The organism is Pseudomonas sp. 13B_3.2_Bac1, from assembly GCF_025466205.1.
GTDB lineage: Bacteria > Pseudomonadota > Gammaproteobacteria > Pseudomonadales > Pseudomonadaceae > Aquipseudomonas > Aquipseudomonas fluorescens_H.
The window spans coordinates 24447-41886 of the sequence record NZ_JANLOG010000091.1; the positions used below are offsets into that span (position 1 = coordinate 24447).

Below are 17440 nucleotides of genomic sequence, written 5' to 3' on the forward strand. Positions count from 1 at the left end.
CTGAGGCGACGTCCGCTCATGGACGAGGCAGGCTACTTTTTAACATAGCAGCATAATGATATCGCGCCGCATGTCTGAAATCTCGGATAAATCTAAGGCAAACCTGCCGCAATGCGGCTGGTCTAGGATTACTCTGCCTACGGCCGGTGCCCTTTCAACTCAGCCTCCCGTATCACCTCGGCAGCGTACTCATGACCTGATCGCACCTTTTCCAGTAGCTCTATGAGTGCATCCGAGTATCGATGTGACTGCACCTCTGCGCCGTTCATGATTGCGCAGTGATACTTGTTGTCGAAGCTCTTGATGTCGACGCCAGTCGTTTCCGCGATTGTTGTCATAAGCCGGTCGCACGCATGCCAGTATTTGTAACCCATTGCCTGGCCCGCCGTTGTAAGCGTGTATGGAAAATTGAGATTGAATGCCAGCCCGTCAGCACCATCTGCAATGCCATAGAGCTTGGCCAGCTCTCCATCAGCCTCTGTCACATTCGCAAGAACCCCGTAATCCACTTGGATCGGGTTCCGAGGAATATCGGTCCTCACGAGCTGGTAGGCACGTGCCAGCAACGCCCTTAGAAGTCTAGGGTTCACATTCTGCAGCGCTTCGTTCGCGCTGAACGCCGAGTAGACCCAGCTAAAATCCCTGGCAACGATACTTTTGATTATCACGCTGCGGTGATCGCATACGGGTATGAGACGCTCGCGACGCGGATACTCTTCCGACATGTCCCGGTCGTCCCACTCCAAAATGTAAATGTTAGGGATTAGCTTGCCTTCCTCCGAAAGGATTTCATCGATGTCGGCGAGGATGGCTTTGATATTCGGATCTTCAGCTCGATACCCGATGAACACCAGCGGGTGCTCAGCGAAGAACGCCAGAAGCTTCGCCGACAGGTATTTCTTACGTTTCACAAACTCCTCATAGTCTGCCCGGGTTAGCACAATGCTTTCGGGCTGAGAGGCACAGCCGTGGATCTTGAAGATCTCACCGATACTCGAATGATTAGCGTAGAGGATCCGCTGACCAATGATGGGCTCGTAATCAGGAAAAAATCGTTCGAGAAGCTGGTCGTAGTTGGTGGTGATCACCGAGTGCGGGCGAATTTTCTTTAGGAGTTCAATCTCTTCAGCAAGCTTGTGATCGCCGTTGGCTAACCGGACTACCTAAATTACGTGGCAGCACCCTGGGAGGGGCATTGCTGATAGGGGAAGGGAGATCCCACGCTCTCGAGTCGCAGCACTGGGCATCAGGAAGCACAACCCCAAAAATAGATTGTGAACCTCATTAGAAACTGCGGCCGCTTCCCCGACGTAGGGAGGCGACCGTAGCTGTGACAACCTTTATTTCTTTGTGACAAGGTTTATTTACTTGTGACAACCTTTATTTATTGCACACACGGGTCATTATCAGCTGTGGATAACTTATTCCACCGTCACCGACTTCGCCAGGTTGCGCGGCTGGTCGACGTCGGTGCCCTTGAGCACGGCGACGTAGTAGGACAACAACTGCAGCGGGATGGTGTAGAGGATCGGCGAGAGGATGTCGTGGATGTGCGGCATCTGCACCACGTGGGTGCCTTCGCCGTTGGTCATCCCGGCTTTCTCGTCGGCGAACACGATCAGTTCACCGCCACGGGCACGGACTTCCTGCAGGTTGGACTTGAGCTTCTCCAGCAGTTCGTTGTTCGGCGCCACGGTGACCACCGGCATGTCGTTATCCACAAGCGCCAACGGACCGTGTTTCAGTTCACCGGCCGGGTAGGCTTCGGCGTGGATGTAGGAGATTTCCTTGAGCTTCAAGGCGCCCTCCATCGCCACCGGGAATTGCGCGCCACGGCCGAGGAACAGGGTGTGGTTCTTTTCGGCGAACAGTTCGGCGATCTTTTCCACCGTGCTGTCCATCGCCAGCGCTTCGCCCAGACGAGTCGGCAAGCGACGCAGCTCTTCCACCAACGTGGCTTCGACGTCTTTGCCCAAGGTCCCGCGCACCTGACCCAGAGACAGGGTCAGCAGCAACAGGCCAACCAGTTGCGTGGTGAACGCTTTGGTCGAGGCCACGCCGATTTCGCGACCGGCCTGGGTCAGCAGAGTCAGGTCGGACTCACGCACCAGCGAGCTGATGCCGACGTTGCAGATTGCCAGGCTGGCGAGGAAGCCTAGCTCTTTGGCGTTACGCAGCGCGGCCAGGGTGTCGGCGGTTTCGCCGGACTGCGAGATGGTCACGAACAGGGTGTCTGGCTGCACCACCACCTTGCGGTAGCGGAATTCGCTGGCGACTTCGACCTGGCACGGAATACCGGCCAGTTCTTCGAGCCAGTAACGCGCAACCATGCCGGCGTGATAGCTGGTACCGCAGGCGACGATCTGCACGTTGCGCACTTTGGCGAACAGCTCGGCAGCCTGTGGACCGAAAGCCTGAACCAGCACTTGGTTCGGGCTCAGACGACCTTCGAGGGTGCGCTGTACCACAGACGGTTGCTCATGGATTTCCTTGAGCATGTAGTGGCGGAACTCGCCCTTGTCGGCAGCTTCGGCACCATCACTGTACTGCACGGTCTGGCGCTCGACGGTTTTGCCATCAACGTCCCAGATCTGCACGCTATCGCGGCGAATTTCGGCGATATCACCTTCTTCCAGGTACATGAAGCGGTCAGTGACCTGGCGCAGGGCCAACTGGTCGGAAGCGAGGAAATTCTCGCCCAGGCCCAGGCCGATCACCAACGGGCTGCCACTGCGTGCGGCAACCAGGCGATCCGGTTGCTGTGCATTGATCACGGCCAGACCGTAGGCACCGTGCAGTTCCTTGACCGTGGCTTTGAGCGCGACGGTCAGGTCAGGCTGATCCTTGAGTTTGTGGTTCAGCAGGTGAGCGATGACTTCGGTGTCGGTGTCCGAAGTGAACACGTAACCCAGCGCTTTCAGTTGCTCACGCAGGGCTTCGTGGTTTTCGATGATGCCGTTGTGCACCACGGCGATATCGCCGGAAAAATGCGGGTGCGCGTTACGCTCGCACGGTGCGCCGTGGGTGGCCCAACGGGTGTGGGCGATACCGAGACGGCCAACGAGCGGCTGTGCGGCCAGCGCTGCTTCGAGTTCGCTGACCTTGCCCGGACGGCGCATGCGCTCAAGCTTTTCATCGTTAGTGAAAACCGCCACGCCGGCACTGTCATAGCCACGGTATTCAAGGCGCTTGAGGCCTTCGAGCAGGATGGCGGTGATATTACGTTCAGCAACTGCGCCAACAATTCCACACATGCTTATTTCTCCTGACTGACAGCCGCGCAAATCACGGTGATACCGCGGGCCTGAATCTGATCGCGTGCGTCGATAGGCAGGCGATCATCGGTAATGAGGGTATGGACGCTGCTCCACGGCAGCTCCAGGTTGGGAATCTTGCGGCCGATCTTGTCGGCCTCGACCATCACGATCACTTCCCGCGCCACGTCGGCCATCACCCGGCTCAAACCGAGCAGTTCATTGAACGTGGTGGTACCGCGCACCAGATCGATGCCATCGGCGCCGATAAACAACTGGTCGAAGTCGTAAGAGCGTAGTACCTGCTCGGCGACCTGGCCCTGGAAGGACTCCGAATGCGGATCCCAGGTGCCGCCGGTCATCAGCAGCACCGGCTCGTGTTCGAGTTCGCTCAAGGCGTTGGCAACGTGCAGGGAGTTGGTCATGACCACCAGGCCCGGCTGCAGGCCAAGCTCGGGAATCATCGCAGCGGTGGTGCTGCCGCTGTCGATGATGATGCGGGCGTGCTCGCGAATGCGTTTGACGGCAGCGCGGGCAATTGCCTGTTTGTATTTCGAAACGCTCTGGCCGGGTTCTGCCACCAGTTCCTGCGGCATGGTGATCGCCCCGCCGTAACGGCGCAGCAACAGTCCATGGCTTTCCAGCGCGGCCAGATCCTTGCGGATCGTAACTTCCGATGTTTCGAAGCGCTTGGCCAGTTCATCCACACTGACTTCGCCCTGCTCATTGAGCAAGGCGAGGATGTTGTGCCGGCGTTGGGGCGTGTTGCGTTTCGACATGGCGTCTTAAGTTTCGATTCGAAAGATAACGGAAGCAATCAAAACCTATCGGCCATAAATCGTCAAGCGACAGATCGAAAATTTTAGAAACGACCCAGACGAATGTGGGAGCGGGCTTGCTCGCGAATGCGGAGGGTCAGTCACTGAAATGTGAAACTGAAACACCGCATTCGCGAGCAAGCCCGCTCCCACATTTGGATTCAAGCATTAAGTGCAGCTGTGGATAACTCAGTTATTCTTGATCTTCTCCGGCCGCTTCCAGCCATCGATATTCTTTTGCCGCGCGCGACCAACGGCCAACTGGGCGTTATCCACATTCTGCGTGATGGTCGAACCGGCCGCCGTGGTTGCACCGGCCGAGATATCCACAGGCGCCACCAGCGAGTTGTTGGAGCCGATGAACACGTCCTCGCCCAACACGGTTTTCCACTTGTTGGCGCCATCGTAGTTGCAGGTGATGGTGCCCGCGCCGATATTCGTGCGTGCGCCAATTTCGGCATCGCCCAGGTAGGTCAGATGCCCGGCCTTGGCGCCCTCGCCCATGCGGGCGTTTTTCAGTTCGACGAAGTTACCCACATGTGCGCGTGCTTCCAGCACTGTGCCCGGGCGCAGACGGGCGAACGGACCGGCATCGCTGCCTTCACCGAGAACCGCACCTTCGATGTGGCTGTTGGCCTTGATCACCACGCCTTTGCGCAAGGTGCTGTCCTTGATTACACAGTTCGGGCCGATCACCACGTCGTCTTCAATAACAACGTTGCCTTCGAGAATCACGTTGACGTCAATCAGCACATCGCGACCAACGGTCACTTCACCGCGCACATCGAAACGCGCCGGGTCACGCAGGGTCACGCCTTGCGCCATCAGCCGGCGGCCGGCGCGCAACTGGTAGTGTCGCTCCAGCTCGGAGAGTTGCTTGCGATCGTTGGCGCCCTGCACTTCCATCGGGTCGTGCGGTTGTTCAGTGGCGACCACGAGGCCATCGTTGACCGCCATTTCGATCACGTCGGTCAGGTAGTACTCGCCCTGTGCGTTGTTGTTCGACAGGCGGCCCATCCAGTCAGCCAGACGATTGGCCGGAACGGCGAGGATGCCGGTGTTGCCTTCGGTGATTGCGCGCTGAGCTTCGCTGGCATCTTTATGCTCAACGATGGCGGCAACCTTGCCGTTCGCGTCGCGCACGATACGGCCGTAACCGGTCGGATCTTCGAGCTCTACCGTCAACAGGCCCATCTGCCCCGGTACGACGTGCTTGAGCAGACGCTGCAGGGTTTCGACTTCGATCAGCGGCACATCACCGTAGAGAATCAGCACGGTATCGGCGGTGATGAACGGCACAGCCTGAGCCGTTGCATGACCGGTGCCCAATTGCTTGTCCTGCAGCACGAAATTCAGATCGTCAGCCGCGAGGCGCTCGCGCACCACATCGGCACCGTGGCCGATCACGACGTGAATGCGCTGCGGATCAAGCTGCCGCGCGCTGTGGATAACATGGCCAAGCATGGAATTGCCGGCGACCGGATGCAGCACTTTCGGCAACGCCGAACGCATACGGGTGCCTTGACCGGCCGCGAGGATAACGATTTCGAGAGACATGACTGGCTACCAATCCTGGGTGGTCAGCAACTGCGACCGGGTTGTAAAAATCGGAAAAGAAAAAAGGGTAGCCGAGGCTACCCTTTTTTATCAATCACACAACAAGTGGCTGACGGATTAACCGCCAAACTTCTTGCGGATCTGCTGGACGGTGCGCAGCTGAGCTGCAGCCTCGGCCAGACGTGCGGACGCAGCTCCGTAATCGAAATCTGCGCTCTTCTCGTGCAGAGCAGCTTCGGCAGCCTTGAGGGCTGCTTGAGCCTGAGCTTCATCCAGGTCGGCGGCACGTTGCACAGTGTCGGCAAGAACCTTGACCATGTTCGGCTGAACCTCGAGGAAACCACCGGAGATGTAGAACACCTCGGTTTCCCCGCCTTGCTTGATCAGGCGGATCGGACCTGGCTTCAGATTAGTGATCAGCGGCGCGTGACCCAGAGCGATACCAAGATCACCCAGTGCACCGTGCGCAATCACCATCTCGACCAGGCCGGAAAAGATTTCCCCTTCCGCGCTGACGATATCGCAATGGACTGTCATAGCCATCTGATTGCCTCAACCTAAATTAGCGCCCGTTGCCGGGCGCCGGGATTACAGTTTCTTGGCTTTCTCGATCGCTTCTTCGATGCCGCCAACCATGTAGAACGCTTGTTCTGGCAGGTGGTCGTAGTCACCGTTGAGGATGCCTTTGAAGCCAGCAATGGTGTCTTTCAGGGAAACGTATTTACCCGAAGCACCGGTGAAGACTTCAGCCACGAAGAACGGCTGCGACAAGAAGCGCTGGATCTTACGAGCACGGTTTACCAACTGCTTGTCGGCTTCCGACAGCTCGTCCATACCCAGGATCGCAATGATGTCCTTCAGCTCTTTGTAGCGCTGCAGCACGTACTGAACACCGCGAGCGGTTTCGTAGTGCTCGTTGCCGATCACGTTCGGATCCAGCTGACGCGAAGTCGAGTCCAGTGGGTCTACCGCCGGGTAGATACCCAGGGAAGCGATGTCACGGGACAGAACGACGGTGGCGTCCAAGTGGGCGAAGGTGGTAGCTGGCGACGGGTCAGTCAAGTCGTCCGCAGGTACGTATACCGCCTGGATCGAAGTAATCGAACCTTGCTTGGTCGAAGTGATGCGCTCTTGCAGCACGCCCATCTCTTCAGCCAGAGTCGGCTGATAACCTACTGCCGAAGGCATACGGCCCAGCAGTGCGGATACTTCAGTACCGGCCAGGGTGTAACGGTAGATGTTGTCGACGAACAACAGAACGTCGTTACCTTCGTCACGGAACTTCTCGGCCATGGTCAGGCCGGTCAGAGCTACGCGCAGACGGTTTCCCGGCGGCTCGTTCATCTGACCGTAAACCAGTGCCACTTTGTCCAGAACGTTGGAGTCCTTCATCTCGTGGTAGAAGTCGTTACCCTCACGAGTACGCTCACCCACACCGGCGAACACGGAATAACCGCTGTGCTCGATGGCGATGTTACGGATCAGTTCCATCATGTTTACGGTTTTGCCTACACCGGCACCACCGAACAGACCGACTTTACCGCCCTTGGCGAACGGGCAAACCAGGTCGATAACCTTGATGCCGGTTTCCAGCAGGTCGTTGCCGCCTGCCTGTTCAGCGAACGAAGGCGCTGGACGGTGAATGCCCCAACGCTCTTCGGTGTCGATCGGACCAGCTTCGTCGATCGGGTTACCCAGGACGTCCATGATCCGGCCCAGGGTCGCTTTACCGACCGGTACGGAGATGGCTGCGCCAGAATCGGTAACTTCCAGACCGCGCTTCAAGCCCTCGGTGGAACCCATCGCAATGGTGCGAACCACGCCGTCGCCCAGCTGTTGCTGAACTTCCAGAGTGGTTTCGGCCGCGCTCACTACTTTCAGCGCGTTGTAGATGCTCGGTACGCTGTCGCGTGGAAATTCCACGTCGATAACGGCGCCGATGATTTGAACGATACGTCCGCTACTCATAGCTGGATCCTCTGAATATTTGAACCGTTAAACCGCGGCAGCGCCGCCGACGATTTCCGAGATCTCTTGGGTGATCGCAGCCTGACGCGCCTTGTTGTAGATCAGCTGCAAATCGCTGATCAAATCACCGGCGTTGTCGGTAGCGTTCTTCATCGCGATCATCCGCGCAGCTTGTTCAGCCGCGTTGTTCTCGACCACCGCCTGGTAGACCTGCGACTCGACGTAACGGACCATCAAGCCGTCAAGCAGCTCTTTGGCGTCCGGTTCGTAGAGATAGTCCCAGTGGTGCTTGAGATCCTGATCCGGGGTTGCCACCAGTGGAATCAACTGCTCCACGGTAGGCTGTTGCGTCATGGTGTTGATGAACTTGTTGGACACCACGGACAGGCGATCAATACGGCCGTCCAGGTAGGCATCCAGCATCACCTTGACGCTGCCGATCAGATCATTGATCGACGGCTCTTCACCCAGGTGGCTGATAGCTGCAACGACGTTACCGCCGAAGTTACGGAAAAAGGCCGCACCCTTGCTACCAACGACACACAGATCAATCTCGACGCCGTTTTCGCGGTTTACCGCCATGTCCTTGACCAGGGCCTTGAACAGGTTGGTGTTCAAGCCGCCGCACAGACCACGGTCACTGCTCACTACGACATAACCTGCACGCTTTACTTCGCGGTCGATCATGAACGGGTGGCGGTATTCCGGGTTGGCGTTGGCCAGATGCCCAATTACCTGGCGGATACGTTCCGCATAAGGACGGCTAGCAGCCATGCGCATTTGTGCCTTGCGCATTTTGCTGACCGCCACTTTTTCCATGGCGCTGGTAATTTTTTGCGTGCTTTTGATGCTCGCAATCTTACTGCGAATCTCTTTTGCGCCTGCCATGTAACACCTATCAGGTTAGCAAGCGGGAGCCTCGCGGCTCCCGCTGCGGCTTACCAGGTTTGGGTGGCCTTGAACTTCTCGATACCGGCTTTCATGCCAGCGTCGATTTCGTCATTGAAGTCACCTTTAACGTTGATCTTGGCCATCAAATCGGCGTGATCGCGGTTGAAGAAAGCAATCAGCGCTTGTTCGAAGCTGCCGATCTTGGCGATTTCAATGTCAGTCAGGAACCCACGCTCAGCGGCATACAGCGACAGCGCCATGTCAGCGATCGACATTGGTGCGTATTGCTTCTGCTTCATCAGCTCGGTAACGCGCTGACCATGCTCAAGTTGCTTACGGGTCGCTTCGTCCAGGTCAGAAGCGAACTGGGCGAATGCCGCCAGTTCACGGTACTGAGCCAGAGCGGTACGGATACCACCGGACAGCTTCTTGATGATCTTGGTCTGAGCGGCACCACCCACACGGGATACCGAAACACCGGCGTTCACTGCAGGGCGGATGCCCGAGTTGAACATGGCCGATTCCAGGAAGATCTGACCGTCGGTGATGGAAATCACGTTGGTCGGAACGAACGCGGAAACGTCGCCAGCCTGGGTTTCGATGATCGGCAGTGCGGTCAGGGAACCGGTTTTGCCGGTCACTGCGCCGTTGGTGAACTTCTCTACGTACTCTTCCGAAACGCGGGATGCGCGCTCCAGCAGACGGGAGTGGAGATAGAACACGTCGCCTGGGTAAGCTTCACGGCCTGGTGGACGGCGCAGCAGCAGGGAAATCTGGCGGTAAGCCACTGCCTGCTTGGACAGATCGTCATAAACGATCAGCGCGTCTTCACCGCGGTCGCGGAAGAATTCACCCATGGTGCAACCGGAGTACGGTGCCAGGAATTGCAGCGCAGGAGATTCCGAAGCACTGGCAGCCACGATGATCGTGTTGGCCAGGGCGCCGTTTTCTTCCAGCTTGCGAACCACGTTGGCGATGGTCGATTGCTTCTGACCGATGGCTACGTAGACGCAGAAAATGCCGCTGTCTTTCTGGTTGATGATCGCGTCGATCGCCAGAGCGGTTTTACCGATCTGACGGTCACCGATGATCAGCTCACGCTGGCCACGGCCGACAGGGATCATGGCATCGACAGCCTTGTAGCCAGTCTGTACAGGCTGGTCTACCGACTTACGCCAGATCACGCCCGGTGCAACTTTCTCGACCGCGTCGGTCTCGGTGTTGCCCAGTGGACCTTTGCCGTCAACAGGGTTACCCAGTGCGTCGACTACGCGACCCAGCAGTTCCTTGCCAACCGGAACTTCGAGGATGCGGCCGGTGCACTTGGCGCTCATGCCTTCAGCCAGAGACTGGTAGGAGCCCAGTACAACGGCACCTACGGAGTCTTGCTCCAGGTTGAGGGCCATACCGTAGACGCCGCCCGGAAACTCGATCATCTCGCCGTACATGACGTCGGCCAGACCGTGAATCCGCACGATGCCGTCAGATACGCTGACGACAGTGCCTTCGTTACGGGCTTGGGAGGTCACATCGAGCTTGTCGATGCGGCCCTTGATAATTTCACTTATTTCGGAAGGATTGAGTTGCTGCATTGCTCTGCTGCCCCTTCAAACTCAAGATTTCAATGCTTCGGCAAGTTTCGCGATTTTGCCGCGAATCGAGCCATCGATAACCAGGTCGCCGGCGCGGATTACGACACCACCTATAAGGGCAGCATCCTCCGCAACTTGCAGGCGCACTTCCCGGTTGAGTCGTGCACTGAGAACCTTGGCGAGTTTGTCTTGCTGTTCTTGGTTCAATGCAAAAGCACTGGTCACTTCAACGTCTACCGATTTCTCTTGTTCGGCCTTGTACAGGTCGAACAGAGCGGCGATCTCCGGCAGAAGCGGGAGACGGTCGTTTTCGGCAACGACATTGATGAAGTTCTGTGCCTTGGCATCAAACTTGTCGCCGCACACGTCAATGAACGTGGCGGCCTTCTCTGCGCTCGTCAGTCGCGGGGCCTTGAGCACGCGCTGCATGGTGTCATCTTGTGACACCGCTGCAGCCAGGCCGAGCATGGCTGACCAATTGGCCAGTTGCTGGTGGGCCTGAGCGTGCTCGAAGGCCGCCTTAGCGTAAGGTCGGGCCAACGTGGTCAGTTCTGCCATGATCGCCCTCGCTTAGATTTCAGCAGCCAGTTGGTTAACCAGCTCTGCGTGCGCGTTTTGATCGATTGTGGCACCCAGGATCTTCTCGGCGCCGCCGACAGCCAGCAAGCCCACTTGGGCGCGCAGCTTGTCTTTGACACTGTTCAGTTCCTGTTCGATCTCGGCTTGAGCCTGAACCTTCACACGGTCAGCGTCGACACGGGCTTTTTCAACAGCCTCTTCGACAATCTGGTTACCGCGTTTCTTGGCTTGCTCGATGATTTCAGCTGCCTGAGCTTTCGCTTCGCGCAGTTGCTGACCCGCTTTCTCTTGGGCCAACTCCAGGTCGCGAGCTGCACGGCTGGCAGCGTCCAGACCATCAGCGATCTTCTTTTGACGTTCGTGCAGAGCAGCGATGACCGGAGGCCATACATACTTCATGCAGAACAGTACAAAAATCAGGAACGCAACGGACTGGCCAATCAGGGTCGCATTAATGTTCACGCCAACACCTCGCAGTTACGTTGTCCATCACACCAAATTACTCGGAAGAATCCGGGTAATCAGCCAGCGATCTGACCAACGAACGGGTTCGCAAAGGTGAAGAACAGAGCGATACCAACACCGATCATGGTTACGGCGTCGAGCAGACCGGCAACGATGAACATTTTAACTTGCAGCATTGGAACCATTTCTGGCTGACGCGCTGCGCCTTCCAGGAACTTGCCGCCCAGCAGGCCGAAACCAATTGCGGTACCCAGTGCGCCCAGGCCGATCAACAGTGCAACAGCGATAGCGGTTAGACCAACTACAGTTTCCATCTTTCCTCCCGACTTTTACGTCGTATGGTTTAGGTTTTTTAGATTAAAGCGGTAAAACAAATCGTTTCAGAGGCCCGTTTAAGAGCCCCCTCCCGTTTGACCGGGAGGGACATCAGATCAGCCGAGGCTGCTCTTAATGGTTTTCTTCGTGCGCCATCGACAGGTAGACGATGGTCAGCATCATGAAGATGAACGCCTGCAGGGTGATGATCAGGATGTGGAACACCGCCCACGCCCACTGCAGAACAACGCCCAGGCCGCTCAGCCAGAGCAGGCCGCTGCCGAACATCACAGCGATCAGAATGAACACCAGCTCGCCGGCATACATGTTGCCGAACAGACGCAGAGCCAGAGAGATCGGTTTGGCGATCAGAGTCACGAATTCCAGCAGGAAGTTCACCGGGATCAGCAGGGCCTGAACGAAGATGTTCTTGCTGCCGAACGGGTGCAGGGTCAGTTCGCCGATGAAGCCGCCGATGCCCTTGACCTTGATGCTATAGAAAATGATCAGTGCGAAAACCGAGAACGCCATGCCCAGGGTCGCGTTCGGGTCGGTAGTCGACACGGCGCGGAACGGGATGTGGTGGTCGCCGGTGATCAGGATGGCCAACTGAGGAATCCAGTCGACCGGTACCAGGTCGACGGCGTTCATCAGGAACACCCAGACGAAGATGGTCAGTGCCAGCGGTGCGATCACCGGGCTACGGCCATGGAAGCTGTCTTTCACGCTGCCATCGACGAATTCGACCAATACTTCAACGAAGTTCTGCAAAGCACCTGGCTGACCCGAAGTCGCTTTCTTTGCCGCCATGCGGAAAAGAAGAACGAAGATCAGACCCAGCGCGACCGACCAGCCGAGGGTATCGACGTGGAAAGCCCAGAAGCCCATTTCCTTGGCTTCTGCTGCGGTGTGGGCAAAGCCCCAGCCGCCGTTAGGTAGCTGACCGAAGGTCAGGTTCTGCAAGTGGTGCTGGATATAGCCCGAAGCGGTTGTTTCTGCCATGGTTGCCTCAAACGCCCTAAGGTCTCGAAAGTCTTGTTCTCATCAGCAGGGGAGCGAACCAGCTGACCGACTGAGTCAGCACGAAAGCGCCGAATACTGCGATCGGCGCCAATGGCTTCACACCTGCAAACACCAGTGCAAACAGCACTGCCGTCAAAATCAGTTTGCCTGCCTCGCCGGCATAAAATGACCGGACGATGGACTGGGCTGCTCGGGCGCCGGAAAACCGAAATGCCTTGTGAGCGAAATAAACATTGGGCAGCAAGGCTATCAGGCCTCCGCAAAGTCCCGAGTATCCGGCAACGACTCCGTGCCATTGCCAGAGCGCCAAAGCGGCAATGAGCAAAACGACAAATTGAGCCATCAACACCGGAAAAACCGCCAGGCGATGGAACGGCAGGCGGTTTGGCTTGCGGGTTTCCATCACGATTGCTCTCCAATGGTCGGCTGCCGAAATTCAATAACTTGGCATAATTTGTGCCGACAAAATGCGCGCAGAGTATAGGGGCGGTTCTGCCCCTATTCAACTGTCAGGTAGTGATTTCCGACTGCGCGCTACATGAGGAAATGTTTCAGCGGATGTGTGCGAGCACACCTTGAAGCTCATCGAGGGAGTTGTAACCGATCACCAACTGACCTTTTCCCTTCTTCCCGTGGCGAATCTGCACCGCAGAGCCTAGGCGCTCGGCCAGACGCTGTTCGAGCCGGGCGATATCCGGGTCGGGTTTGGCCGCTTCCACAGGCTCCGGTTTACCACTCAACCACTGGCGAACCAGTGCTTCAGTCTGGCGCACAGTCAGGCCGCGTGCGACAACATGTCGCGCCCCTTCCACCTGCTGATTGTCCGGCAGACCGAGCAAAGCCCGGGCATGACCCATTTCCAGGTCACCGTGGGACAGCATGGTCTTGATGACTTCCGGCAGTGCAATAAGCCGCAACAGGTTAGCCACAGTCACGCGAGACTTACCCACAGCCTCGGCAACCTGTTGTTGAGTGAGCTGGAATTCCTGCTGCAGGCGCTGCAAGGCGACTGCTTCCTCGATCGGGTTCAGGTCTTCACGCTGGATGTTCTCGATCAGCGCAATGGCGATCGCAGTTTCATCCGGCACATCACGGACCATTGCCGGGATGGTTTCCTGCCCGGCCTGCTGGCTGGCGCGCCAGCGGCGTTCACCGGCGATGATCTCAAAACGGCCACCGCCAATCGGGCGAACCACGATCGGCTGCATCACGCCTTGCGACTTGATCGACTGCGCCAGCTCTTCCAGCGCCTGTGGATCCATGTCGCGGCGCGGCTGGTATTTGCCACGCTGCAGCAGATCCAGCGGCAGATGTTGCAGTTCACGGGTATCGGCCTGCGCCGCCTGTTCTTCCAGCGCGCTGACGGTCGGACCACTCAGCAGTGCATCCAGTCCACGTCCGAGACCTCGTTTCTTGACGGCCATGGGGATTCCTTAAGTTGGCTGGGCAGCGGCGATGCGTGAATTTTTGCGCTGACGGCGAACCATCTCGCCGGCCAGGGCCAGGTAGGCCAGAGCGCCGCGCGATTGCTTGTCGTAGGCCAGTGCGGGCATACCGTAGCTCGGTGCTTCGGCCAGCCGGATGTTGCGCGGGATCACCGTGTCGTACAGCTGTTCGCCAAAGTGTTCCTTGAGCTGCGCCGAGACGTCGTTCATCAGGCTCAGGCGCGGGTCGTACATGGTGCGCAGCAAACCCTCGACTTTCAGGTTCGGGTTCAGCAGTTCGGCGATGCGCTTGATGTTATCCACAAGGTCGCTCAACCCCTCAAGCGCAAAGTATTCGCACTGCATGGGGATAATCACCCCATCGGCGGCAACCAGTGCGTTCAGGGTGAGCATCGACAGCGACGGCGGGCAGTCGATCAAAATGTAATCGTAGTTTTCACGGATCGGCGCCAGCGCACTGCGCAGACGGCTTTCCTTCATCTGCATTTCCAGCAGAACCACTTCGGCCGCGGTCAGGTCGCGGTTGGCCGGCAGCAGTTGATAACCGCCGTGCTCGGAGTAGTGCATGGCCTGGGCCAGATCGCATTCGCCGATCAGCAGGTCGTAGACCGAGTTTTCCAGGCCATGTTTATCCACACCGCTACCCATGGTGGCGTTGCCCTGTGGATCGAGATCGATCAACAGCACCCGGCGCTTGGTCGCGACCAGGGATGCTGCGAGGTTGATGCAGGTGGTGGTCTTGCCCACACCACCCTTCTGGTTCGCTATCGCGAATACCTTAGCCATTCTTGCTTGTGTTCCCAATCATGCCGTGCGGCGCAGTATCAGCAGATGGCGTTGGCCTTGGCAACCGGGTACGGCCAAGGCGTGTTCGCTATCGAGTTTGAAGTCTGCCGGCAATGCTACCAGCTCATCGGCCGGATGGACGCCCTTCATTGCCAGCCAGCGCGTGTCGGCATCGCCGAGGTGGCGAGTCCAGTTGGTGAAGTTCTCCATGCTGCTGAACGCCCGGGAAATGATCCCGTTGAATGGCTGGGCAGGCTGGAAGGCTTCGACGCGACTGTGGATAACTTGCAGGTTATCCAGTTTGAGTTCGAGTTTGACCTGAGTCAGGAAGCGGGTTTTCTTGCCGTTGCTGTCCAGACAGGTCACTTGCGAGTCCGGATACAGGATCGCCAACGGGATGCCGGGCATGCCGCCGCCGCTACCGACGTCGAGCCAGCGACCGTTTTCGATAAACGACATCACGCTCAGGCTGTCGAGCAGGTGCCGCGAAACCATTTCGTCGGGATCGCGTACGGCGGTCAGGTTGTAGGCCTGGTTCCATTTGATCAACAGGGCCAGGTAACCCAGCAGCAATTCGTGCTGGGCTGCGCTGAGATTGACACCGAGCTCGCGGGCTCCTGTGGATAACTCTTCGGCGTGTTGCGAAGTGACCTTAGAACTCAAGCGCTTTGCTCCAACTGACGGCCCGCGCCGCGTTTTTTCAAATGAATCATCAACAGCGAAATCGCTGCCGGGGTCACACCCGGGATCCGCGAAGCCTGGCCGAGCGTCTCCGGACGCGTCGCACCGAGCTTGCTCTGGATCTCCTTGGAGAGACCGGAAATGTTGGTGTAATCGATATCCACAGGCAGTTTCGTGTCTTCACTGGCGCGCAGACGGGCGATTTCGTCCTGCTGACGGTCGATGTAACCGGCGTACTTGGTCTTGATCTCGACCTGTTCGGCAACCTGTGGATCTTCGGCGCCCTGCCCGGTCACTTCGACCAGACCAGCGTAGTCGATTTCCGGACGACTCAAGAGATTGAGCAAGTTGTATTCGTGAGTCAGCGGCGTACCGAATTTTTCCGCAATGGCATCGCCTTGCTGCGTGCCAGGGCGAACCCAGGTGCTTTTCAGGCGCTGCTCTTCGAGTTCGATGCTTTCGCGTTTCTTGCAGAAAGCCGCCCAACGCGCGTCATCGACCAGACCCAGCTCGCGACCTTTTTCGGTCAGACGCAGGTCGGCGTTGTCCTCGCGCAGGATCAGGCGGTACTCCGCACGGGAAGTGAACATGCGGTACGGCTCTTGGGTACCGAGGGTGATCAGGTCGTCGACCAGCACGCCGATGTACGCCTCATCGCGACGCGGACACCAGGCTTCTTTGCCCTTGGCACGCAACGCGGCGTTGGCCCCGGCGAGCAAACCTTGCGCACCGGCTTCTTCGTAACCGGTGGTGCCGTTGATCTGGCCAGCGAAGAACAGACCGCCGATGACTTTGGTTTCCAGGCTGTACTTCAGGTCGCGCGGATCGAAGTAGTCGTACTCGATCGCATAACCCGGACGCACGATGTGCGCGTTTTCCATACCGCGGATCGATTGCACGATCTGCAATTGCACGTCGAACGGCAAGCTTGTGGATATCCCGTTCGGGTACAGCTCATGGGTGGTCAGGCCTTCCGGCTCGATGAACACCTGATGGCTTTCCTTGTCGGCAAAGCGATGGATCTTGTCTTCGATCGACGGGCAATACCGTGGACCGATGCCCTCGATTTCGCCGGCAGCGGAATACATCGGCGAACGATCGAGGTTCGCCGCGATAATTTCGTGGGTACGGGCGTTGGTGTGGGTAATCCAGCAACTGACCTGGCGCGGATGTTGTTCCTTGTTGCCCATGAACGACATGACCGGGATCGGCGTATCGCCCGGTTGCTCGGTCATGACCGAGAAATCCACAGACTTGCCATCAATGCGTGGTGGGGTACCGGTTTTCAGGCGACCGACACGCAGCGGCAGTTCACGCAGACGATGCGCGAGGGCAATCGACGGCGGATCACCGGCGCGACCGCCGGAGAAATTCTGCAAGCCGATGTGGATAAGTCCACCGAGGAAGGTACCGGTGGTCAACACCACGGAATCGGCGAAGAAACGCAGACCCATTTGGGTGACAACACCGCGTACCTGCTCTTGCTCGACGATCAGGTCGTCAGCGGCCTGTTGAAATATCCACAGGTTCGGCTGGTTTTCGAGGATTTCGCGGACAGCGGCCTTGTACAGAATCCGGTCGGCTTGCGCACGGGTCGCCCGTACGGCCGGACCTTTACGGCTGTTCAACACGCGAAACTGGATGCCACCCAGATCGGTAGCCATGGCCATCGCGCCGCCGAGGGCGTCGATTTCCTTGACCAGATGGCTTTTGCCAATGCCGCCGATGGCCGGGTTGCAGCTCATGGCACCGAGGGTTTCCACGTTATGCGTCAGCAACAGGGTTTTTGCCCCCATACGTGCTGAGGCCAGTGCTGCCTCGGTACCGGCATGACCGCCGCCGATGACGATCACTTCAAAACGGGAAGGGAAATCCACCACGCACCTCGTGCCTGCTTAAGTAGGTAATTCAGGAATAGTTTGAGATCAGGTTTATGGACCTGGTCGACAAGTATAGGGACTTCGCCCTTCCTAAAGAACCCTTTGCACAAAATTTAACCAGCTGTGGAGAACTCGAAGTTAAAAGATTAAAAAAGAGAGAAATTTATAAAACCTTTGTTTTTATGT

At 57.7% G+C, this 17440-nt stretch carries 17 protein-coding genes; all 17 read right to left on the bottom strand.

The window, feature by feature from the left end:
- Window positions 1-137: 137 nt before the first annotated feature.
- Complete coding sequence (locus tag NTD85_RS14760) at window positions 138-1088, bottom strand: SIR2 family NAD-dependent protein deacylase (protein ID WP_262142521.1); 951 nt, start codon at window positions 1086-1088, stop codon at window positions 138-140.
- Between the two features lie 333 nt (window positions 1089-1421).
- On the bottom strand, window positions 1422-3254 hold the full coding sequence (glmS, locus tag NTD85_RS14765) for a glutamine--fructose-6-phosphate transaminase (isomerizing) (RefSeq protein ID WP_262142522.1): 1833 nt from the start codon (window positions 3252-3254) through the stop codon (window positions 1422-1424).
- A gap of 2 nt (window positions 3255-3256) precedes the next feature.
- Complete coding sequence (locus NTD85_RS14770) at window positions 3257-4033, bottom strand: DeoR/GlpR family DNA-binding transcription regulator (RefSeq protein ID WP_045122690.1); 777 nt, start codon at window positions 4031-4033, stop codon at window positions 3257-3259.
- Window positions 4034-4261: 228 nt separating this feature from the next.
- The gene (gene glmU, locus NTD85_RS14775; RefSeq protein ID WP_262142523.1) at window positions 4262-5629 is read right to left on the bottom strand and encodes a bifunctional UDP-N-acetylglucosamine diphosphorylase/glucosamine-1-phosphate N-acetyltransferase GlmU; all 1368 of its coding nucleotides are present in this window, start codon (window positions 5627-5629) and stop codon (window positions 4262-4264) included.
- A gap of 117 nt (window positions 5630-5746) precedes the next feature.
- Window positions 5747-6172 carry a F0F1 ATP synthase subunit epsilon gene (locus tag NTD85_RS14780; RefSeq protein WP_003229772.1) on the bottom strand — a complete coding sequence of 142 codons (426 nt, stop codon included), beginning with the start codon at window positions 6170-6172 and terminating at the stop codon, window positions 5747-5749.
- A gap of 45 nt (window positions 6173-6217) precedes the next feature.
- Window positions 6218-7597, bottom strand: a complete 1380-nt coding sequence (gene atpD / locus NTD85_RS14785; RefSeq protein ID WP_262142524.1) for a F0F1 ATP synthase subunit beta — start codon at window positions 7595-7597, stop codon at window positions 6218-6220.
- A 27-nt stretch (window positions 7598-7624) separates the two neighbouring features.
- Complete coding sequence (gene atpG, locus NTD85_RS14790) at window positions 7625-8485, bottom strand: F0F1 ATP synthase subunit gamma (RefSeq protein ID WP_127649500.1); 861 nt, start codon at window positions 8483-8485, stop codon at window positions 7625-7627.
- A gap of 50 nt (window positions 8486-8535) precedes the next feature.
- Window positions 8536-10080 carry a F0F1 ATP synthase subunit alpha gene (gene atpA / locus NTD85_RS14795; RefSeq protein ID WP_103302851.1) on the bottom strand — a complete coding sequence of 515 codons (1545 nt, stop codon included), beginning with the start codon at window positions 10078-10080 and terminating at the stop codon, window positions 8536-8538.
- 21 nt (window positions 10081-10101) lie between these two features.
- Window positions 10102-10638: a F0F1 ATP synthase subunit delta gene (locus NTD85_RS14800; protein ID WP_007911956.1), complete on the bottom strand. Its 537-nt coding sequence runs from the start codon at window positions 10636-10638 to the stop codon at window positions 10102-10104.
- Window positions 10639-10650: 12 nt separating this feature from the next.
- On the bottom strand, window positions 10651-11121 hold the full coding sequence (locus NTD85_RS14805; RefSeq protein WP_003229781.1) for a F0F1 ATP synthase subunit B: 471 nt from the start codon (window positions 11119-11121) through the stop codon (window positions 10651-10653).
- A 59-nt stretch (window positions 11122-11180) separates the two neighbouring features.
- Window positions 11181-11438 carry a F0F1 ATP synthase subunit C gene (atpE, locus tag NTD85_RS14810; RefSeq protein WP_003097235.1) on the bottom strand — a complete coding sequence of 86 codons (258 nt, stop codon included), beginning with the start codon at window positions 11436-11438 and terminating at the stop codon, window positions 11181-11183.
- A 133-nt stretch (window positions 11439-11571) separates the two neighbouring features.
- The gene (gene atpB / locus NTD85_RS14815; protein WP_003229782.1) at window positions 11572-12441 is read right to left on the bottom strand and encodes a F0F1 ATP synthase subunit A; all 870 of its coding nucleotides are present in this window, start codon (window positions 12439-12441) and stop codon (window positions 11572-11574) included.
- Window positions 12442-12457: 16 nt separating this feature from the next.
- Complete coding sequence (locus tag NTD85_RS14820; protein ID WP_186531261.1) at window positions 12458-12865, bottom strand: F0F1 ATP synthase subunit I; 408 nt, start codon at window positions 12863-12865, stop codon at window positions 12458-12460.
- A 148-nt stretch (window positions 12866-13013) separates the two neighbouring features.
- Window positions 13014-13886 (bottom strand): ParB/RepB/Spo0J family partition protein, encoded by an 873-nt coding sequence (locus tag NTD85_RS14825; protein ID WP_003229785.1) that lies wholly within the window; start codon window positions 13884-13886, stop codon window positions 13014-13016.
- Window positions 13887-13895: 9 nt separating this feature from the next.
- Window positions 13896-14693 carry a ParA family protein gene (locus NTD85_RS14830; protein WP_003229787.1) on the bottom strand — a complete coding sequence of 266 codons (798 nt, stop codon included), beginning with the start codon at window positions 14691-14693 and terminating at the stop codon, window positions 13896-13898.
- Window positions 14694-14711: 18 nt separating this feature from the next.
- Window positions 14712-15356, bottom strand: a complete 645-nt coding sequence (gene rsmG / locus NTD85_RS14835) for a 16S rRNA (guanine(527)-N(7))-methyltransferase RsmG (RefSeq protein WP_003229789.1) — start codon at window positions 15354-15356, stop codon at window positions 14712-14714.
- Window positions 15353-17251 carry a tRNA uridine-5-carboxymethylaminomethyl(34) synthesis enzyme MnmG gene (mnmG, locus tag NTD85_RS14840; protein WP_103484003.1) on the bottom strand — a complete coding sequence of 633 codons (1899 nt, stop codon included), beginning with the start codon at window positions 17249-17251 and terminating at the stop codon, window positions 15353-15355. The genes rsmG and mnmG overlap by 4 nt, the downstream gene beginning before the upstream one ends.
- Window positions 17252-17440 lie beyond the last annotated feature (189 nt).